The organism is Ralstonia condita (genome assembly GCF_958405655.1).
Taxonomy (GTDB): domain Bacteria; phylum Pseudomonadota; class Gammaproteobacteria; order Burkholderiales; family Burkholderiaceae; genus Ralstonia; species Ralstonia condita.
This window is the reverse complement of sequence record NZ_CATYWO010000001.1, coordinates 934,445-954,397: the sequence shown is the minus strand read 5'-3', so window position 1 is coordinate 954,397 and position 19,953 is coordinate 934,445. Positions and strand designations below refer to the sequence as shown.

The following is a 19,953-nucleotide window of genomic DNA, read 5'->3' as shown; positions in this document are numbered from 1 at the left end:
GGCTTGACCGATCAGACCTTCACCCACAGGTGGTCGATGACGGCACGCACGCCGGGGGCATCCCACGCGGCCTCGCGGGCGGCACGGCACTCGTTGAGATTGCGCAGCGCCCCGGTGAGCGTCACGGTGCCATCGGCCACCGACACGTGCACCCGCGCGGCATCCAGCACCGCCTGGCGCTCCAGTGCCTTGGTGATGCGTTGGGACAGGTCCGCCGGGCCAGCGGCATTGCGCATCGTCAGCGCATTGGCCACCGACCGGACGCCACGCACCCTGCGCACGGTGTCCAGTGCGGCACGGCGCTGAAAATCCTGGTCGACTTCGCCGCGCAAGGTCACGGCGCCGTCGTCGACGGTCACGGAAACGGCGCCCTCGGGCACGGAGGTGTTCCAGTGCAGCGCGTCGCCGATGGCCCGGGCAATCTCTTCATCCGGGCGCTGCATCTCGGGCGGCACCCTCACGTCCACATGCACTACCAGCGCCGTGACCCCCGAGACGCGCCGCACGGCCTCCTCGGCCGCTGCCTTGTCGGCAAAGGCATCGACGTTGCCCGAGAGCGTGACGACGCCGTCCTTGACGCGAACGGCAAGGCGGTCGGCATCGACCGCCGGATCCCATTGCAACTCCTCTTCCACGTCGCTCTTGAGTTGAATGTCGCCTTTCATGCCGTTCTCCTTCGGTCCACGCCCGGACTCAGTGCGACAACAGCACCGGCACCGTCATGGTGCCCAGCAACGTGCGCGTCACCCCGCCCAGTACCAGTTCGCGCAGGCGGCTATGCCCGTACGCGCCCATCACGATGAGATCGGCGTTGAAGTCGGAGGCGCGAGACAGCAGCATCTCCCCGATCGCGATATCGGATTCCACGCAACGCACCTCTTCAACGGTGGCTTCAATGCCATGCATCTTCAGTGCGCGCGCAACCTGGCCGACGGTCGTCTCTTCGGCCCAGTGCGGCGGACGGTCGCCCATCATCTGCAACACGTGAACCGTGGCGCCTCGCATCAACGGCATGGCATCGTGCAGCGCACGCGCCGATTCCCGCCCGCCGCTCCACGCCACCAGCACGCGCTTTGCCACATTGGCAAAGTGCCCCGCATAAGGCACCGCCAGCACGGGCCGGCCGGCTTCCAGGAGGAGTGTCTCGACAAAATCGGCCGCGACGAAGCTGGCCGGATCATCCGGGTTGCGCTGGCCAACGACCAGCAGATCGGCCTCGCGCGCTTCACGCAGCACGAGCGCCAGTGGGTCACCCTCGACGGCGCGCCATTCGACCTGGTCCGCCATCGACGCGGTGGCCTCGCGAAAATTGCCATGCATGACATCGCGCACGAGATCCCGTCGATGGCGGTCTTCTTCCAGGTAACGCGCCGCCCCATCCATCATGTAGAACCAGTCGGGGCTCGGCATGAAGCTCGCATAGACGCCGATCAGCCTGGCGCGGTGCGCCTTGGCGTACTCCATGGCGAGATGCAAGCGGTGCACCGCACCCTCGCTTGCGTCCAGATGCACCATCACGCTGGCATAACTCATAGCGGTTCCTTCTGCCGTTGGGCGCCGGGCTAGGCGATGACGACGTTCGAAAGCGGTTGTGTATCGACAGGCTCGGCTTGGGCCTCGACGGCGCGCACGAGCAGCACCGGCAAGCGGCTCTGCCGCACGACGCTCTCCGCCACACTGCCCAGCAGCATCCGCCTGAAGCCGCGCCGGCCATGCGTGCCGAGCACGATCGCTTGGGCATCGGTATCGTGCGCGGTCTGTTCAATGGCGTAGCCAATGTCAAAGGTGCCGATCGGATCGTCCACGACGACGGTCTTGACCCGAACGCCGGCTTTCTCGGCCTTGGCGCGGCCCGCGGCAACAAATTGCTTACCCTGGTCGATCAGCGCGTCGGTAAACCCGCGCACGTCGATGTAGCCCACGTCGTACTTGAGGTAGCTGTTGTCGATCACGTGAGCGATGACCAACTCCGAGTCAAGCTTGAGGGCAAGCTGGATCGCCTCGTCAAGGGCGCGATCGGCGGTTTCGCTGCCGTCGACCGCAACCAGGATCCTGTCGTACATGGTGAGCCTCCACATCAAACGGGCCGAATGCCCCTGCCTCGGCTTGCTTGGTTCCATGTTGGATCAACTGGCGGCCGGCCCCTTGATTTACATCAGCGTTTGCCCATGCCCGCGCCGCGCGAGAGCGGCTTGATCTGCCTCAAGGGGTGGCTTGCGACGCCCGCTAGACTCGGCGGCAGTTCGCTGCCACGGCGACCCTCGGGCAGGGGCATCACACCTTGTGCAGGATCAACATCCGGGGGTGCCCCGTCCTTATAGTGAAGACGTATGTGCAACGGAGTCCAGCATGAGGGTTGACGAGATTTGCTCGCGCCGCATCGTCCACGTCTCGGCGTCGACGACGCTGCAGACGGCCGCTCGGCTGATGCGGGACCAAAGCCTGCGCGCGTTGTTCGTCACCGAGCCTCGTGTGTCGGGCATGCGGGTGGTCGGCATCGTGACCGACCGCGACATGGTGGTGCATGGCATTGCCGACCACGACGACTGCACCCTGGCCACCGTGGCCGAGGTGATGACCCACGGCGTACTGACCATTCAGGGACACGCCGTCATCAGCGAGGCGCTGCGCACGATGCTGGGCCACGGCCTGCACCGGCTGGCGGTGATCGACGAGCAGCAGCGGCTGATCGGCATGCTCACATTGGACGACACGATCCGCGCGATGGGAGGCGAATGGACGTTGCTCGCCGGCATCCTGGGCCGAGACCGCTGTTCAGAGTCGACGTCGCAGGCGCCGTCGTACCTGACGATCTAGCCTCGGCGTTCTCCATCTCGTAATCGGCATGGCCAGGTAGCGCTGGCCGCGTCCGGGAAGGTGCCGGCGCGGGTGGGCTGCCCGGGCCTGCCACCGCTGATGAGGGGGCCGATCTGTTGATTCCCGCTCGACTGACCGCTGGGCATCGGGTGGGACGGATCACCGCCAAAGCAGGAAGACGGCCCAGGCCAGGGCCACCATCGTCAGCAGGCCGACGGCAACGCGGCCGGCGAACGCCTTGCCGCCGCTGAACGCCACGACCAGCTTGGTGAGCGTATTGGCCGTGAAGGCCAACATGATGAGCATGCCAGCGGCGGGCTGCGCAAGCACCCCGTCCGCTGTCTGCGAGGCAATGGATGCCGTGGCAGCATGCACATCTGCCAGGCCGCCGAACAGGGTGACCGCCACGACGGCCGCCGTGCCAAACCACGTCCTTGCCAGGGCGGCCACGAGCAACAGCGCCGCTGTCCACAAGCCGAAACCAATCGCGATACGCCAGTCGATCGATGACGTGGCGCTTTCCGCCTCGGCCTGCGCCGGCGACTTGTCGCGCAGGACCCAGAAGGCCACCCATCCTCCAATCCCTGCCATACCGGCTGCCAGCGGCAAGGCCAGGAGCCACAGCAAAGCCACATTGATGGCGGCCACCAGCAAGGTCATCTGCGCCAGCGTTGCAACGTTGGACATCAGCGCGGCGGCGACGGCGCCTTCGATGGAAGATCGCTCCGCACGCACCCGCCCGCCCATCGCCGCGATCGTTGCAACGCTGGAAGCAAAGCCGCTGAACAGCCCCGCGAGCGGCAGCCCGATACGGCTACCAAGCCACCGTGTCGCCAGATGTCCCGCGTTACCGGTCACCATCACGAGCAGCACGACCAGCCACAGCGTATGCGGGTTCCATACATGCAGTGGCCCCATGGTGCGGTCGGGGACCGCTGGCCACACCAGCAGCGCGGCAACGGCCAGGGTCAGCAGGTCGGCCAGTTCACGCTGCGTGATGACCGTGCGGGCAAACCGATGCAGGCGGGCCTTGGCATAGAGGAGTACCAGCAGCACGGTTCCGAGGCCTGCCGCCATTTCTGGAGCGCTCACTGCATAGGCTCCGAGCAAGGTCGTCGCGACCAGCGCCACTTCGGTCGTGACACCTGGGTCCTGCTGCGCCGAGTGGTGATAACCCAGCGCTGCCAACACTGTCACCGCGAGCACGACCGCAGGCACGGCAAGCGGAATCGGCAGGCTCGCGGAAATGGCACCCGCCAGTCCGGCAATGGCAAACGTTCGCATGCCGGCTGGAAGCTCGTCCGTGCCGGTGTGGCTACGCTCTCGCTCAAGGCCGATCGCCAGCGACAGGCCCAGCGCAACGGAGAACGACAGTAACGAGGTCATCGCTGGCGCATCGGCAGTTTTCGGGCGTCCAGTATGAACCACAGCCGGCCACCCCGGTTGATCCAACGCAGCCGCGGGTCCGCTACCCAGGCCACGGCTCCGATCGGCTCGTCCATACTGAATGCTCACGCTGCGTTGGGAGGCTTCCATGTCGGAATCCATGCGGGCCATGATCCTGGGGAAAGCAGGCGCGCCGCTGGCGCTGCGTACCGTTCCCACGCCTGTGCCAGGGCCGGGCGAGGTCCGGATCGCCGTGTCGGTGTGCGGCGTCTGCCGTACCGACCTGCACATCGTCGACGGCGAACTCGCGCACCCCAAGGCATCGCTGATCCCGGGCCACGAAATTGTGGGCACCGTCGAATCGTGTGGTGCCGGCGTGACGTCGCCCACGCCGGGCGACCGCGTCGGCGTGCCCTGGCTCGGCTGGACGTGCGGCGCATGTCCGTTCTGCCTGGGGGGGCATGAAAACCTGTGCGACCACCCTGCCTTTACCGGGTACACGCGCGACGGCGGCTACGCTGAGTACGTGGTGTGCGATGCACGCTACTGCCTGCCGATTCCGGAGCGCTACGACGACGCACACGCAGCGCCGTTGCTGTGCGCGGGCCTGATCGGCTACCGCACGCTGCGCATGGCGGGCGATGCACGCCGGCTGGGCATCTACGGCTTTGGAGCCGCCGCGCACCTGATCACGCAGATCGCCGTCGCCGAGCAGCGCAAGGTCTTCGCATTCACACGCCCCGCGGATACCGCCGCCCAACGGCTCGCCCGGGAAACCGGCGCCTGTTGGGCAGGCGCAAGCGACGAGACCGCGCCGGAGCCGCTCGATGCAGCCCTGATCTTTGCGCCCGTCGGGGCGCTGCTGCCGCTCACGCTGCGCGCCGTCACCAAGGGCGGCGTGGTGGTCTGCGGTGGCATCCACATGAGCGACATCCCGGCATTCCCCTACCGGCTGCTCTGGGAGGAACGCAAGCTCATGTCCGTCGCCAACCTGACCCGCGCGGACGGCCTCGCACTGATGCGCGTGGCGGCGGCGGTGCCTTTGCAGGTGCACGTCACGCCTTATCCGCTCGAAGCCGCCAATGCCGCGCTGGATGACCTGCGCGCGGGGCGCGTGGCGGGCGCCGCAGTGCTGCGGATTGCATGCCAGGACCGTTGATGTGCATCAATGGGCGCGCCATCACCGCGCCTACGCTGATCACATGCGGCAGTGTCCGCACCACATCTCTGGAGACTGGGAGCCTGCCATGTACCAACGTATCCTGCTCGCCGTCGACGGCAGCCATGCCTCGCGCCTCGCACTGCATCAAGCCATCATCGTGGGCAAGGCCACGGGCGCCGAAATTCAAGCCCTGTTCGTAGCCGACACGTCGGACGCCGCGCTCGATATGGTTGGCTTCGACGCGATCGCCTACACAGAGCGTGTCATTGAATACGGCCGCGACACGTTGGCCGACGTGGCCTCCAAACTCGAAGCCGCCGGCGTGAAGCACTCCACCAAGCTGCTGGAAAAAGCCGTCGCGCCAGGACAGATCTCTTCGACCATCGTGAACGAGGCCAACGAGACTGGCGCCGACCTGATCGTGCTGGGCACGCACGGCCGTCGCGGGATCAAGCACATGGTGATGGGCAGCGTGGCCGAAGGCGTCGTCCGCAAAACCAACAAGCCCGTGCTGATGGTGCGCAGCGAGGTCGAAGAGTAACGGCAGCTGACCGTTGCCGCTGCCGCGCCCTCACCGCCCGAATAGGGCATGGCGCAGCAGCCGTGCGGACAACGCGAGCATCGTCACCCCAATCATCCCAATCACCCCATCCAGCACCTGCCATGCCCGGCGCCGGGCAAACCAAGGGGTGAGCCAGCGCGCGCCAAACCCCCAGCAGAGCAAACCAGAACAGGCTGGCTGAACCGGCCCCGGCCACGCACCACCCGGGCAATGCCGCCGCCTGCTGCGCGCCAATACTGCCTACCAGCAGCACCGTATCGAGGTAGACATGCGGGTTGAGCAGCGCAGACGCCGCTGCCTGAGCCAGCGCGGCTGCGTGGTTGAGGCCCGGCCCTGCCCGGCGACGCCTGCAGCCGGCTGGCTTGGCCCGCCCGCCGTACAGCAGTAGGAAGGCGGCACCCGCCACCACCAACGCACGCGCGAGACCGGGCCGGTCGCCCAACACCTGCGCCATGCCCAGCACACCCGCGCTGATCAGCAACGCTTCGGCCATGGCGCAGAACAGCACCACGCTGCCTACGTGCTCACGGCGCAAGCCCTGGCGCAACACGAACGTGTTCTGCGTGCCAATCGCCACAATGAGGCCCAGGCTGAGCGCCAGCTCCTGAAGACAAACGGAGAACAGCCGTGAGATGGAGGCAAGAGGATTCGTCCAGCAGACAGCTGGCCCGCGGTTTCCGCAGACAATCTATATTTTTATATAATATTTGCCTCATATTCCGCCTGCCAACCGCGCAAACAGAACGCGTCTTTGCACTGCGCCCCGATGACTGACCCGACCACCGCCCAGACCGAGCCTGCCCCGTTGCCCGAAGCGGCCATCTCCATGCTGCGCGCCTCTGCCTCCCAGGCATGCGCGGTCCTCAAAGCGATGGCGCACGAAGATCGCCTGCTGCTGCTCTGCCAGCTCACGCAGGGCGAGCGCAACGTTGGCGAACTCGAAGCCCTGGTCGGCCTGCGCCAGCCGAGCCTGTCTCAGCAGCTCGGCGTGCTGCGCGACGAAGGGCTGGTTTCGACCCGCCGCGAAGGCAAGTACATCTATTACCGGCTTGCCAGCTTCGAGGTCATCCAGATCATGCAGACGCTTTCCGAGCTGTACTGCGGCAAGGTCATGAAGATCGTCCAGTGAATCGCCCCGCATGGCGTGCGCGCCGTGCCTACCACCGAAGCACCGGCCGCACTCCCCCGGCCGCCCCATCTGAGATCGCATGCATACCGAGTCCCCCTCCCAGCCCCTGTCGACGCCCCTGCTCGACTGCGATGTGCTCATCCTCGGCGGCGGTACCGCTGGCATTGGCGTTGCCGCCAGCCTGCGCCGACGCCGGCCGCAGCTTGGCATCACCATCGTCGAACCGTCCGATACGCATTACTACCAGCCTGCGTGGACGCTGGTGGGCGGCGGTGTCTTCGACGCCCAGGCCACTGCCCGCCCGACCGATGCGTTGCTGCCGGCCGGCGTGCAGCGCATCCGCGCCGCTGCCACGCGTGTCGATGCCGATGCGCATCGCGTGCAACTCGACAATGGCCAGACGCTGGCCTACCGGCAACTGATCATCTGCCCCGGCCTACGCCTGGCATGGGAGCGCATCGAGGGCCTGGAAGCCACGCTCGGCCAGCACGGCGTGACGTCGAACTATCGGTTCGATCTGGCGCCGTACACGTGGTCGCTGGTGTGCGGCCTCCGCGCGGGCCGCGCGTTGTTCACGCAGCCCGCCATGCCGATCAAGTGCGCCGGCGCGCCTCAGAAGGCGATGTATCTCGCCTGTGATCACTGGCGGCGTACTGGCGTGCTCGACCGCATCGACGTGGAATTCAACCTCACCGGCGCGGCGTTGTTCGGCGTCGAGGCCTTCGTGCCGGCGCTGACGCGCTATATCGAGCGCTATCGCGCGAAGCTGGCATTCGGCTCCACGCTGGTGGCCGTTGACGGCCCGGCACGCACGGCATGGTTCGAACACAAGAACGCCGCGGGCGAGCCGGTACGCACCGCCAAGCGCTTCGACATGCTCCACGTGGTACCGCCCCAGGTTCCGCCGGCCTTCATCGCTGAGAGCGGCCTGGGCGATGCGGCAGGCTGGTGCGAGGTCGACCCGGCCACCCTGCAGCACGTGCGCCATGCCGACGTGTTTTCGCTCGGCGATGCCAGCTCGACGCCCAACGCCAAGACCGCCGCCGCCGCCCGCAAGCAGATTGTCGTGGCGGCAGAGAACCTGCTTGCGCATCGCGAGGGCCTGCCGCTGCCGACGCGCTACGACGGCTACGGCGCGTGTCCGCTCACGGTCGAGCGGGGCAAGGTTGTGCTGGCCGAATTCGGCTACGGCGGCAAGCTGCTGCCGACCTTTCCGCTGCTGCCGACGGTGGCACGCACCTCCGCCTGGTGGCTCAAGAAGACCGTGCTGCCTTGGGTGTACTGGAACGCCCTGCTCAAGGGCCGCGAATGGCTCGCCCGTCCGAGCACGCCGGCGGAGCGCTGACACGTGCCTCCGGTTGAAGCGTGCTTGATCACGCTGGCGCCCTGACCGGCAGGCTCGCCGGTGGCCGCTTTGCACAGCGTCTTGCCGGGCCGGCGCTCCAGCAAGGCTTCGCGATTTTCGCCGGCGTGACGGCGCTCGGGTTGATCGCCCGCACGCTGATTTGACCGGGTTGCCGCGAAAGCAGTATAATTGCGGGTTCCGGAGCGTAGCGCAGCCTGGTAGCGCATCTGATTTGGGATCAGAGGGTCGTAGGTTCGAATCCTATCGCTCCGACCAGCATTGAGCAGCACAACAAAACGGCCTACGTTCATCGCGTAGGCCGTTTTGCTTTGCGCAACCCGGAAGGTCATCGGGCGATGCTATAAAGGCAGTATTACGCGTCGTCCGCCGAGCCTCCATGAACCTCATCCTGTGGCGCCACGCCGAAGCCGAAGACGTGGCCGCACCCTTGCGCATCCATCGCAGCACCGATCTCCAACGCGAACTGACCCGGCGCGGCGAGAAGCAGGCCGAGAAAATGGCCGCCTGGCTGCGCCCCCGCCTGCCCGAAGATACGCTGGTGCTCGCCAGCCCGGCTGTGCGCACCCAGCAGACCGCCCGCGCCCTGACCGAGCATTTCCAGACCCTCCCGGCAATGGCGCCGGGCGCCGGTGTCAGCGGCATCCTCGCAGCGATCGATTGGCCCTCGAACAGGAACCTGGTGCTGGTAGGCCACCAACCCTGGATCGGTCGCCTGGCCAGCCTGTTGATCGCTGGCAGCGAGATGGACTGGAACGTCAAGAAGGCTGGTATCTGGTGGCTCTACCGCCGCGTTCGCGAAGGCCAGGCCCAGACCGTGCTGCGCGCGGTCGCCAACCCCGACCTCGTGTGACACCTCACTGGCGTCACGGTAACGCCACGCAAAATTCATGCAACAGTCACGATTGACACGGTTTTGTCGCCGATCTGTCACGCTGCGTCTCTAGAATCGCCCCGAAATCTACCCTTGGGGATGCACGAATGCGAGACCTGCCAACGCCCACCCAGCCGTTGATCGACGCACTGCCCAGCCTGAATCTCGGCCAGGCCAACGCACGGAGGGGGCTTCCTCGCACACCGGATGCTGTTCCGACGCGTGACAAGCCTGTTCTGGCCGTTTCGTGGGCGCGCCATCAGGATGAAGTGACCGAAGCGCAGCGCCTGCGCTACAAGGTCTTTGCCGAAGAGATGGGCGCCCGCCTGCCCTCGGCCCATACCGAACTGGACGTCGACATGTTCGACGCCGTGTGCGATCACCTGATCGTGCGCGACCAGAAGACACTGCGCGTGGTCGGCACCTATCGCGTATTGCGTCCGGACGCCGCCAAGCAGATCGGCTGCCTGTACTCGGAGTCCGAGTTCGATCTCGTCCGCCTGGCACACCTGCGACCAAAGATGGTCGAGCTGGGCCGTTCGTGCGTGCACCGCGATTACCGCTCGGGCAGCGTCATCATGGCGCTGTGGGCAGGCCTGGGCGAATACATGCAGCGCTACGGCTTCGAGTCGATGCTGGGCTGCGCGAGCGTATCAATGGGCGATGGCGGCCACTTTGCCGCCAGCCTGTATCGCAGCTTCGTCGACGATGGCTCGCTCGCGCCGGTCGAATACCACGCCTTTCCGCGCGTTGCCCTGCCGGTTGAAGAGCTCAACCAGCGCCTCGAAGTTGAGCCGCCGGCGCTGGTCAAAGGCTACCTGCGCCTGGGAGCCCGCATCTGCGGCGCGCCGGCCTGGGACCCGGATTTCAATGTCGCCGACTTCCTCACGCTGCTGCGCCTGTCGGATATCAATCCGCGCTACGCACGCCACTTCCTGCGCGCCTGACGACAGCCCCGCAATGCAAAACGGCCCGGTCTTTCGAACCGGGCCGTTTGCTTGGCGCGTACACCGCGACGCCTACACGTACACCACCTTGTAGCGTCGACCGATGCGCTCCCATTCATCGGCTTCCTGGGCGAGGCTGTACTCGACCAGCGGATTCTGCTCGATCCATCGCTTGGGCAGTTCCACCTCGAAGCCGCCTTCGTTGAGTTCGCCCTCGCTGTGCCGTACGCGCAGGTCAGGCATCTGCATGGCACCACGCCGGCGGCACAGCACAAACGCCAGGCGCAGGCTGAACAGCATCCGCCAATCCAGGAACTTGCCACCGCCCGAGAGCTTGCCCAGCTTGCCTGCGTGCCCCAGCAACAGCGTCGCCAGCCGGGCCTGATCGGTCTTGGAAAAGCCGGGCATGTCCGCGTGGCTGGCGATGTACGCCGAGTGCTTGTGGTAGCCGCTGTGCGAGATGCTCATCCCGATCTCATGCAGGCTTGCAGCCCAACCAAGCAGCGCAATGTTGTCTTCGCGACGCTCATCGGGCGGATCGGGAAACTGCGACAGCAGCGATGTGGCCGCGTCCCGCACACGATGCGCCTGCGCACGGTCGACACCATAGCGGCGCATGAACTGCTCGATCGTCACCGTCCGCATATCCTCATGATGCGTCCGTCCAAGCAAGTCATAGAGCACGCCCAAGCGCAGCGCACCGTCGGTTACGTCCATGCGGTCGATGTCGAGTTCAGCAAACACCCCCAGCATGATCGACAGCCCGCCAGGCAGCACCGGAATGCGGTCGGCTTTCAGCCCGGTCATCTTCAGACGGTTGGTGTTCTCGGCCTTGATGAGCGCGCGCTTGAGGCGCTCCAGGCCCTCGCGCGTGATGCCGTGCTCGGTGCCCTTGTCATTGAAGCCATTGAGTTCGATCAGCTCGGCCAGCGCGCGGGCCGTGCCAGACGAACCGACCGCCTGATTCCAACCCGCCGTCCGGTATTGCTGCACGAGAATCTGGATCTCGCGACGCGCGGCCAACTCCGCCTGCTTCATCGCGTAATCGTCAACGCTGCCGTTCGGGAAAAAATGGCGACTGTGCGATACGCAACCGATGTAGAGTGATTCCATCAGCTTGGGCTTGTAGCCATTGCCGATGATGAACTCGGTCGAACCACCGCCAATGTCGACCACCAGCCGGTTGCCCTGGCACGCAGGCGCATCATGCGACGCACCGAGATAGATCAAGCGTGCCTCTTCCCGGCCCGCGATCACTTCGATGGGGAAACCGAGTGCCGCTTCGGCCTCGATCAGAAATTCCTGCGCGTTCCTGGCCACGCGCAACGTGTTGGTGGCGACTGCCCGCACCTGTTCCGGAGCGAAGTCGCGCAGCCGATCACCAAAGCGGCGCAGTGCGTCGACACCGCGGCGGCGTGCCGGCTGGTCCAGGTATTTGTCTTGCGTGAGCCCGGCGGCAAGTCGCACCGGTTCACGCAGCGCATCGACCTGGAAAATCTGGCTGCTGCTTGCGCCATTGGCGGTGACGGTCTCGTCGACGCGGCCGATCATCAGCCGGAAGCTGTTGGAACCCATGTCGACAGCGGCCAGCAGACGGGGGGTGGGACTCATGAATGGAAACGGGTGAGGTGCAGAATCAAGGCGCGGGGCTATTGTCGTTCGAAACAATGCGCAACAAAATATGTCTCTAGTGTGTCCCGAACATGACAATTTTGATGTGTCACAAATTTGACACCTGATTATGAAAAAGTGGCCGGATCGTCATCCGTCTGAATGCAACATGTCCACATTGCCCGCTGGCGACCTGCTCAACCGCGAACTGGGCATCCTGGAATTCAATGCCCGCGTACTGGCACAAGCTGCCGACCCGGGTGTGCCACTGATGGAGCGGCTGAAGTTCGTCTGCATCGTGTCGAGCAATCTGGATGAGTTCTTTGAGATCCGCATCGCCGGGCTGAAGGAACAGATGCGCGACAACCCTTCGTCAATGACACCTGACGGGCTCTCGGTGCAGCAGGCGTTTGGTGTAGTGACGGAGCGCGTGAGGCAGCTGGTTGCGCAACAGTATGCCATGCTGCAGGACGAGATCCTGCCGCTGCTCGAGAAGGAAGGCGTCTTCTTCCATATGACGACCAACTGGAATGAAGCGCAGCGTGCCTGGTGCCGCAACTTCTTCCAGCACGAGCTCGTGCCGATTCTCACGCCGATGGCGCTGGACCCCGCGCACCCCTTCCCGCGCGTGCTCAACAAGAGCCTGAACTTCATCATCGAGCTCTCGGGCAAGGACGCCTTCGGCCGCGAGGCAGAGCTCGCCATCGTGCAGGCACCGCGTGCCCTGCCCCGCCTGGTGCAGATGCCACCGGAACTGTCGGGCTATCCGTATGGCTTCGTGCTGCTGTCGTCGTTCATGCAGGGCTTTGTGCATGAACTGTTTCCGCAGATCGACGTGCATGGGTGCTACCAGTTCCGCGTGACGCGCAACTCGGACCTGTTTGTATCCGAAGACGAGATCACCGATCTGCGCGAGGCGCTGCAGGGCGAACTCTCGACGCGCCACTTTGGCGATGCGGTGCGCCTGGAGATTGCGCATGACACTTCGCCTGCGCTGGTCCGCCGCCTGCTCCAGGAGTTCGGCTTGTCCGAGGCCGACTGCTATCGCGTCAAGGGACCGGTGAACCTCGTGCGGCTGCTGCAGGTGCCCGACATGGTCGACCGGCCCACGCTGAAGTACCCGCCGCACGCACCGGCAACGGTCAAATCGGTCGCGAACAGCTCGAGCGTGTTCGACGCCATCCGCCAGGGCGACATCCTGCTGCATCATCCGTACGAGAGCTTCACGCCCGTCCTCGAGCTGCTGCAGCAGGCCGCGCGCGACCCCGACGTGGTGGCCATCAAGCAGACCGTCTATCGCACCGGTAACGAATCGCCGGTCATGGAAGCACTGATCAAGGCAGCACTCAACGGCAAGGAAGTCACGGTGGTGGTCGAGCTGCTGGCGCGCTTTGACGAAGAAACGAACATCAACTGGGCGGATCAGCTCGAATCCGCAGGCGCCCACGTGGTGTACGGCGTCGTAGGCCATAAATGCCATGCCAAGATGTTGCTGGTGGTGCGCCGCGAAGTCTCGGGCAAGGGCAAGACTGTGAAGCTGCGCCGCTATGCGCACCTGGGCACGGGCAATTACCACCCCAAGACCGCCCGCCTCTACACCGACTTCGGCCTGATGACGGCCAACGAGCAGATCTGCGAAGACGTGCACCATGTGTTCCAGTTGCTCACCGGCACGGGTGCGCAGGTCAAGCTGCACCATCTGTGGCATTCGCCGTTCACGATGCACGACAACCTTGTCGAGCATATCCGTGCCGAGGCACGCGCGGCCCGCTCGGGCAAACGTGCGCGCATCATCGGCAAGATGAACGCGCTGCTGGAGCCGACCATCATCGACGAGCTGTATAAGGCCTCACGTGCGGGCGTCAAGATCGATCTGATCGTACGCGGCGTCTGCGCGCTCAAACCGGGTGTGCCGGGGTTGTCGGAAAACATCAGCGTGCGCTCGATCGTCGGGCGCTTTCTTGAGCACCACCGCGTCTACTATTTCCACGCAGGCGGCGCGGAAGTGGCTTATCTGTCGAGCGCCGATTGGATGGACCGTAACCTGTTCCGTCGCGTCGAGGTGGCTTTTCCGGTGCTCGACCGCAAGCTCAAGGCACGCGTCATCAAAGAGAGCCTGCAAGTCCATCTGCGCGACAACGCATCGGCATGGGTCATGCAGTCCGACGGCACCTACGTGCAGCGTCAGACCCGCGGCAAACACGTGCGCATCAGCCAGCTCGAGTTGCTGAACCATTTCTCGCCGCAGGCTGCGGCAGCCGCAGAAAACGCGGCGGCGGTGGCGGCGGCGACCGCCGCGGAGCCAACGGTACGCGCTCCGGTGGAAATCTCGGCCGGCTAGCACGCTCGCCCGCGCAACAAAAAACGCACGCTGTGGAGCGTGCGTTTTTTGTTGGATAGACATGCCGGCCCATGCGCCGGTCAGGCGATGCGCTCTTCGCTCACACTGGCACTGCGCACCACCGTCCGTTCTGCCGGGAATACGGCCCGGAACGTGCTGCCCTTGCCATGCTCGCTGGTGACCTGCAATTCGCCGCCGTGACGAGACAGCACGTGCTTGACGATCGCCAGGCCCAGCCCAGTTCCGCCGGTATCGCGCGAGCGGCTGCGGTCGACGCGGTAGAACCGCTCGGTCAGGCGCGGGATATGTTCGGCCGCAATACCGATGCCCGTATCGGTGACGGAAAAAACGGCATGACCATCCTTGACCGTCCAATCGAGATGGATCTTGCCGCCTGCGGGCGTGTACCGGACGGCGTTGGAGGCCAGGTTGCTGAATGCGGAGAGCAGCTCCAGCTCCGCACCACACACGCTCACCGTCGGGTCACACGACATGCTGACAGCATGCCGGCCAGCGGAAAGCGCCTCAACGTCATGCTGGAGCTGCAGCATCATGCGCGGCATCGGCACCGGCGTGAGCGAAGGCGGCTCGGAATTGCCCTCGAGCGTGGCCAGGGCCAGCAGGTCTTCCACCAGATGCTGCATGCGCACGGCCTGCACATGCATCATGTCGAGGTAGCGCTTCTTGTCTTCTTCAGGCAGCGGAAGGTCCCGCACGGTCTCGAGAAAACCCGACAACACAGTCAGCGGGGTCTTCAGCTCATGCGAGACGTTGGCGACGAAGTCGCGGCGCATCGCCTCGGTATTCTCCAGCTTGGTGATGTCCTGCGACACCAGCAGCTTGCGGTCTTCCCCGTATGGCAAGACCTGTACGGAAATGATGCTTTGCTTGTGGGGGCCCACGTCATGCATGGTGAGCGGCTCCTCGAACTCGCCGCGCGCCAGGTAGCGCACGAACTCCGGCCGGCGGATCAGGTGGGTAATGCGTTGACGCAGGTCTCGCTTGGCACTCAGGCCGAAGTGCTCCTCGGCGACGGCGTTGCACCATTCGATCTGGTCTTCGCCATCAAGCATCAGCACTCCGTTGGGCGACGCCTGGATGGCCTGGATGAAGCGGCTGTGTTGTTGCTCCACCTGCAACACCTGGGTGCGCCAGCCTTTCATCAGCCGATGCAGCCGGTAATAGACTTCACCCCAGAGGCCAATCGCACTCGGGATTTCTCCATAGGCAGGCGAATCCAGTATCCGCCACAGGCGCTGAATCTGGTAAACGTAGTAAAGGAGCATCGCCAGCAGCATCGCGCTGAGCACGGCCAGCGCGACGATCCTGTTGGCGAAGACATAGAGACATGCCGTCGCGATGCCCATCAGGGCACCGAAGAAGGCAAAGCGGGTCCAGAAGACGTTCATACGAGCATTCTAAGCGCTGGACCGCGACGTTCGTGTGAACGCGCGATGGAAAACGACGCCATCGCGCACTCGCTTTGATGAGGCTTACTGCCCCGGATTACGCGCGAGCCGATAGCCGCTGCCGCGCACGGTCTCGATCATGTTGCTGTAGCCCCCCGGGGCAAGCGCTGCGCGCAGGCGCTTGATATGCACATCCACCGTGCGCTCTTCGACAAACACATGATCGCCCCATACCTGGTCGAGCAGCTGCGAGCGGCTGTGCACCCGCTCGGGATGCGTCATCAGGAAATGCAGCAGACGGAATTCGGTCGGGCCGAGGTCGAGCTTGATGGGATTTTCCGCTTCGGTGTTCGTGGCCGTCACGCGGTGCGTGGCCGGATCCAGCTTCAGGCCATTGATGGTCACCACATCGTCGGTCAGCTGCGGCGCGCGGCGGCGCAGCACGGCCTTGATACGGGCCAGCAGCTCCTTGGGCGAAAACGGCTTGGTCACATAGTCATCGGCGCCGCTGTCCAGGCCCATGATCTTGTCCTGCTCTTCGCTGCGGGCGGTCAGCATGATGATCGGGATCTGGCGCGTACGCTCGTTGGCGCGCAACTCCTTGGCGAACATCACACCCGACTTGCCCGGCAGCATCCAATCCAGCAGGACGAGATCAGGCAGCACGTCGCTCATCAGCGACAGCGCCTGTTCTGCGTTGTATGCGCGGATCGGGTAGTGCCCTGCATGCTGCAGGTTGACGGCGATCAGCTCGGCGATCGCCGGTTCGTCTTCCACGACCAGAATACTGCTCGGCATGCTCACGTCTCCAGTCCTGCCCTGTTACTCGCCTTCGCCCAGGATCTCGCGCTCCAGCGTTTCGCGCGAGGCATGCCGGACGTCCGTTCCCTTGACGATATAGATAATGAACTCAGCGATGTTCTTGGCGTGGTCGCCGATGCGCTCGATGGCCTTGGCAATGAAGAGCAGATCCAGGGCCACGGAGATCGTGCGCGGGTTCTCCATCATGTAGGTGATGAGCTCGCGCATGAAGCCACGGAATTCCTCGTCGATCGCCTTGTCTTCCTGCAGGATCGATAAGGCTTCTGCGGTGTCCAGGCGCGCGAAGGCGTCCAGCGCGTGGCGCAGGATAGTCGCAGCCATTTCGCCCGACCGCTCGACGCCGGCATAGTGCAACGCGTGCGCCGACGGGTCCTGCATGATGCGCTTGGTGCGCTTGGCGATCTTCTCGGCCTCGTCGCCCACACGCTCGAGGTTGGTGATGGTCTTGGAAATGGCCATCACGAGGCGCAGGTCGCGCGCGGTCGGCTGGCGACGCGCGATGATGTTGTTGCAGTCGCCGTCGATCTCGATTTCGAGCGCGTTGACTTCCAGCTCCACGGCCATGACCTGATCGCACAGGGCGGCATCGAAGTTGGCCAGGGCGCGCATCGCACGCGCGATCTGCGCTTCCACCAGACCGCCCATCTGCAGCACCTTCGTGCTGATGGACGTCAGGTCGGTGTCGAACTGCGTCGACAGGTGTTTGTCGGACATCGTTTTCTCCTTGTCGCTTCGGCGCGCGTTGCGTGTCAGCCGAAACGGCCGGTGATGTAGTCTTCGGTTTCTTTGCGCTGCGGCTTGATGAAGATCTTTTCGGTCTCACCGAATTCGATCAGCTCACCCAGATACATGTACGCGGTGTAATCGGAGCAGCGCGCTGCCTGTTGCATGTTGTGCGTCACGATGACCACGGTGTAGTCATCCTTGAGCTCAGCGATGAGTTCTTCGATCTTGCCGGTGGAAATCGGGTCAAGCGCCGAGCACGGTTCGTCAAGCAGAAGCACCTCCGGGCGGATGGCGATGCCGCGTGCGATACAAAGGCGCTGCTGCTGGCCGCCCGACAGGCCGTAGCCAGACTGGGTGAGCTTGTCCTTCACTTCGTTCCAGAGTGCGGCCTTGGTCAGCGCCCATTCCACGCGATCATCCATCTCGGAGCGCGACAGGCGTTCAAACAGCTTCACGCCAAAAGCGATGTTGTCGTAGATCGACATCGGGAACGGCGTCGGCTTCTGGAACACCATGCCGACCTTCGCGCGCAGCAGCGCGATATCCGTGCGAGAGGTCAGCAGGTTTTCGCCGTCCATGTTGATCTCGCCTTCGGCACGCTGCTCGGGGTACAGCGCGTACATCTTGTTGAACGTACGCAGCAGCGTCGACTTGCCACAGCCCGACGGGCCGATGAAAGCCGTCACCTGCTTCTCGGGAATCTGCAGCGAGATGTTTTTCAGTGCGTGGAACTTGCCGTAGTAGAAGTTCAGGTCACGCACATCGATCTTGGGTTGTTGCGTGCGCACTTCGAGGGATGTAGCAGTCATGATCATTTCTTGGTGAACAAGGCACGCGCGAGGACGTTCAGTCCGAGCACACCCAGCGTAATCAGGAACACCCCGGCCCAGGCCAATTGCTGCCACTCGGGGAACGGGCTCATCGCGAAGCGGAAGATCACCATCGGCATCGTTGCGATGGGCTGATTCAGGTCCAGGCTCCAGAACTGGTTGTTCAGCGCGGTGAAGAGCAGCGGCGCGGTTTCGCCTGCAACGCGGGCCACAGCCAGCAGCACGCCGGTGATGACGCCCGCATAGGAAGCCTTGAGCGTGATCGACAGCACCATCTTCCACTTGGGTGTACCGAGCGCCATGGCTGCTTCGCGCATCGCGTTGGGTACCAGGTTCAGCATGTTCTCTGTGGTTCGCACGACGATCGGAATCTGCAGCAGCGCCAGCGCGATCACACCGGCGATGCCCGAGAAGTGCTGCACGCGTGCCACGACCAGCGCATAGACGAACAGGCCGATGACGATGGACGGGGCAGACAGCAGGATGTCGTTGATGAAGCGCGTGGCGCCGGCCAACACTGAAGTCTTGCCGTATTCAGCCAGGTAGATGCCCGCGAGGATGCCCAACGGCGTGCCGATCAGCGTGGCCATGCCCACCAGCAGGAGCGAGCCTGCCATGGCATTGGCGAGGCCGCCTCCCGGCGTATTCGGCGGCGGCGTCATCTCGGTAAACAGCGACAGCGACAGGCCACCGACACCCAACGACAGGGTCGTCCAAAGGATCCACGCCAGCCACACGAGCCCGAAGGCCATCGCGGCAAGCGACAGCGTGAGCGCCAGCCGATTGACGTTGCGGCGGCGGGCCTGCAGGCGTGCCTTGATCTTCTCCGAGTCGGCGCGGACGGCAGGAATGGAAGGCGTACGCATGGTGTTGGTTCTCATGGCATCGGGCAGATCGCGTTGGTTCACTTTCGGCCCTCGCCTTTCTGCAGTCGCAGCAGCAGCAGCTTGGACGCTGCCAGCACAACGAACGTGATGACAAACAGGATCAGGCCAAGCTCCATGAGCGCCGCGGTGTGCAGGCCAGGACCCGCTTCCGCAAACTCGTTGGCCAGCGCCGAGGTGATGCTGTTACCCGGCGAAAACAGCGATACGTTATCCAGCAGGTTGGTGTTGCCGATCACGAACGTGACAGCCATGGTCTCGCCCAGCGCGCGGCCCAGGCCCAGCATCACCCCGCCAATCACACCGGCCTTCGTGTACGGCAGCACGACGTTCCACATCACTTCCCACGTGGTGCAGCCCACACCGTAGGCGGATTCCTTGAGCAGCGTCGGCGTGACTTCGAACACGTCGCGCATCACCGAAGAGATGTACGGGATGATCATGATCGCGAGGATCACCCCCGCGCACAGCAGGCCGATACCGATCGGCGCGCCCTGGAACAGCGCGCCCACAAACGGAATCATGCCGATGGTCGCGGCCAGCGGCTTCTGAAAATATTCGCCGAAGATCGGCGCAAACACGAGCAGGCCCCACATGCCATAGACGATGGACGGCACGGCGGCCAGCAGTTCAATGGCGGTACCCAGCGGCCGGCGCAGCCAGGCGGGCGACAGCTCGGTCAGGAACAAGGCAATGCCGAAGCTCACGGGCACGGCAATGATGAGCGCAATCAGCGAGGTGACCAGGGTGCCGTAGATCGGCACCAGCGCGCCGTAGACATCGGCGGGCGGATCCCACTCGGAATTCCACAGGAATGACAGGCCAAACTTCTCGATCGACGGCCAGGCGCTGATGACGAGGGAGACGATGATGCCGCCCAGCAGCAGGAGCGTCACGATCGCGGCAAGGCGGGTCAGGCCGCCGAACAGCAGATCGCCGATGCGGCTTGGCGCGCGCATGTTGGAAGCGTCGGAGGAATCAGAGAGCGTGGCCATGAGGAACACCAGTCAGCCGTGAGAGAAGCTTTGAAATGGCGCGGGCAGCCTGACAATGTCGGCCGCCCGCACCGTGTGCTGCATCTACGCAGCAG

Annotated in this window: 20 protein-coding genes, 1 tRNA gene and 1 pseudogene; 10 read left to right on the top strand and 12 right to left on the bottom strand. The window is 64.5% G+C overall.

Features of this window, described 5'->3' with window-relative positions:
* Positions 1-11: 11 nt before the first annotated feature.
* The 3 genes from R2N03_RS04530 to R2N03_RS04520 are packed head-to-tail and all read right to left on the bottom strand — an operon-like array spanning position 12 to position 2,063.
* Entirely contained in the window at positions 12-665 is a 654-nt protein-coding gene (locus R2N03_RS04530; RefSeq protein WP_316655592.1) for a BON domain-containing protein, read from the bottom strand.
* A 28-nt stretch (positions 666-693) separates the two neighbouring features.
* Positions 694-1,533, bottom strand: coding sequence for a universal stress protein (locus R2N03_RS04525; RefSeq protein WP_316655591.1), 840 nt, complete (start codon positions 1,531-1,533; stop codon positions 694-696).
* A gap of 29 nt (positions 1,534-1,562) precedes the next feature.
* Positions 1,563-2,063 (bottom strand): universal stress protein, encoded by a 501-nt coding sequence (locus R2N03_RS04520; RefSeq protein WP_316655589.1) that lies wholly within the window; start codon positions 2,061-2,063, stop codon positions 1,563-1,565.
* A gap of 286 nt (positions 2,064-2,349) precedes the next feature.
* On the opposite strand from R2N03_RS04520, the gene R2N03_RS04515 reads away from it, so the two are divergent.
* On the top strand, positions 2,350-2,817 hold the full coding sequence (locus R2N03_RS04515) for a CBS domain-containing protein (protein ID WP_316655586.1): 468 nt from the start codon (positions 2,350-2,352) through the stop codon (positions 2,815-2,817).
* A gap of 159 nt (positions 2,818-2,976) precedes the next feature.
* On the opposite strand, the gene R2N03_RS04510 is transcribed toward R2N03_RS04515, so the two are convergent.
* Positions 2,977-4,203 carry an MgtC/SapB family protein gene (locus R2N03_RS04510; RefSeq protein WP_316655585.1) on the bottom strand — a complete coding sequence of 409 codons (1,227 nt, stop codon included), beginning with the start codon at positions 4,201-4,203 and terminating at the stop codon, positions 2,977-2,979.
* Positions 4,204-4,351: 148 nt separating this feature from the next.
* Between R2N03_RS04510 and R2N03_RS04505 the strand changes: the two genes are divergently transcribed.
* Both R2N03_RS04505 and R2N03_RS04500 read left to right on the top strand, forming a co-directional pair.
* Complete coding sequence (locus R2N03_RS04505; protein ID WP_316655583.1) at positions 4,352-5,362, top strand: zinc-dependent alcohol dehydrogenase family protein; 1,011 nt, start codon at positions 4,352-4,354, stop codon at positions 5,360-5,362.
* An 88-nt stretch (positions 5,363-5,450) separates the two neighbouring features.
* Complete coding sequence (locus R2N03_RS04500) at positions 5,451-5,906, top strand: universal stress protein (protein WP_316655581.1); 456 nt, start codon at positions 5,451-5,453, stop codon at positions 5,904-5,906.
* 30 nt (positions 5,907-5,936) lie between these two features.
* On the opposite strand, the pseudogene R2N03_RS04495 reads toward R2N03_RS04500, so the two are convergent.
* Positions 5,937-6,561, bottom strand: a pseudogene (locus R2N03_RS04495) (LysE/ArgO family amino acid transporter).
* A 132-nt stretch (positions 6,562-6,693) separates the two neighbouring features.
* Here R2N03_RS04495 and R2N03_RS04490 point away from each other — a divergent pair.
* From R2N03_RS04490 to R2N03_RS04465, 6 genes are all read left to right on the top strand, one after another.
* On the top strand, positions 6,694-7,056 hold the full coding sequence (locus R2N03_RS04490) for an ArsR/SmtB family transcription factor (RefSeq protein WP_316655580.1): 363 nt from the start codon (positions 6,694-6,696) through the stop codon (positions 7,054-7,056).
* A gap of 79 nt (positions 7,057-7,135) precedes the next feature.
* Positions 7,136-8,401: an NAD(P)/FAD-dependent oxidoreductase gene (locus R2N03_RS04485; protein WP_316655578.1), complete on the top strand. Its 1,266-nt coding sequence runs from the start codon at positions 7,136-7,138 to the stop codon at positions 8,399-8,401.
* 20 nt (positions 8,402-8,421) lie between these two features.
* The gene (locus tag R2N03_RS04480; RefSeq protein ID WP_316655576.1) at positions 8,422-8,565 is read left to right on the top strand and encodes a hypothetical protein; all 144 of its coding nucleotides are present in this window, start codon (positions 8,422-8,424) and stop codon (positions 8,563-8,565) included.
* A gap of 35 nt (positions 8,566-8,600) precedes the next feature.
* Positions 8,601-8,677 (top strand) — tRNA-Pro (locus R2N03_RS04475).
* Positions 8,678-8,798: 121 nt separating this feature from the next.
* On the top strand, positions 8,799-9,272 hold the full coding sequence (locus R2N03_RS04470) for a SixA phosphatase family protein (protein ID WP_316655574.1): 474 nt from the start codon (positions 8,799-8,801) through the stop codon (positions 9,270-9,272).
* Between the two features lie 128 nt (positions 9,273-9,400).
* A complete protein-coding gene (locus tag R2N03_RS04465; RefSeq protein WP_316655573.1) occupies positions 9,401-10,240 on the top strand; it encodes a GNAT family N-acetyltransferase in 840 nt (279 codons plus the stop codon).
* A gap of 72 nt (positions 10,241-10,312) precedes the next feature.
* On the opposite strand, the gene ppx is transcribed toward R2N03_RS04465, so the two are convergent.
* A complete protein-coding gene (gene ppx, locus R2N03_RS04460; protein WP_316655571.1) occupies positions 10,313-11,851 on the bottom strand; it encodes an exopolyphosphatase in 1,539 nt (512 codons plus the stop codon).
* Between the two features lie 169 nt (positions 11,852-12,020).
* On the opposite strand from ppx, the gene ppk1 reads away from it, so the two are divergent.
* Positions 12,021-14,192 (top strand): polyphosphate kinase 1, encoded by a 2,172-nt coding sequence (ppk1, locus tag R2N03_RS04455; RefSeq protein WP_316655569.1) that lies wholly within the window; start codon positions 12,021-12,023, stop codon positions 14,190-14,192.
* An 80-nt stretch (positions 14,193-14,272) separates the two neighbouring features.
* Here the strand turns inward: ppk1 and phoR are convergent, their stop codons facing one another.
* The 6 genes from phoR to pstC all read right to left on the bottom strand — a co-directional run bounded on the left by phoR (position 14,273) and on the right by pstC (position 19,858).
* Positions 14,273-15,601, bottom strand: coding sequence for a phosphate regulon sensor histidine kinase PhoR (gene phoR / locus R2N03_RS04450; RefSeq protein WP_316655567.1), 1,329 nt, complete (start codon positions 15,599-15,601; stop codon positions 14,273-14,275).
* 84 nt (positions 15,602-15,685) lie between these two features.
* Positions 15,686-16,399 (bottom strand): phosphate regulon transcriptional regulator PhoB, encoded by a 714-nt coding sequence (phoB, locus tag R2N03_RS04445; protein ID WP_316655564.1) that lies wholly within the window; start codon positions 16,397-16,399, stop codon positions 15,686-15,688.
* 24 nt (positions 16,400-16,423) lie between these two features.
* On the bottom strand, positions 16,424-17,137 hold the full coding sequence (gene phoU / locus R2N03_RS04440) for a phosphate signaling complex protein PhoU (RefSeq protein WP_316655563.1): 714 nt from the start codon (positions 17,135-17,137) through the stop codon (positions 16,424-16,426).
* Between the two features lie 35 nt (positions 17,138-17,172).
* The gene (pstB, locus tag R2N03_RS04435) at positions 17,173-17,964 is read right to left on the bottom strand and encodes a phosphate ABC transporter ATP-binding protein PstB (RefSeq protein WP_428984358.1); all 792 of its coding nucleotides are present in this window, start codon (positions 17,962-17,964) and stop codon (positions 17,173-17,175) included.
* Positions 17,961-18,845 carry a phosphate ABC transporter permease PstA gene (gene pstA, locus R2N03_RS04430; RefSeq protein ID WP_316655560.1) on the bottom strand — a complete coding sequence of 295 codons (885 nt, stop codon included), beginning with the start codon at positions 18,843-18,845 and terminating at the stop codon, positions 17,961-17,963. The genes pstB and pstA overlap by 4 nt, the downstream gene beginning before the upstream one ends.
* A gap of 38 nt (positions 18,846-18,883) precedes the next feature.
* Entirely contained in the window at positions 18,884-19,858 is a 975-nt protein-coding gene (gene pstC, locus R2N03_RS04425; protein ID WP_316655558.1) for a phosphate ABC transporter permease PstC, read from the bottom strand.
* Positions 19,859-19,953 lie beyond the last annotated feature (95 nt).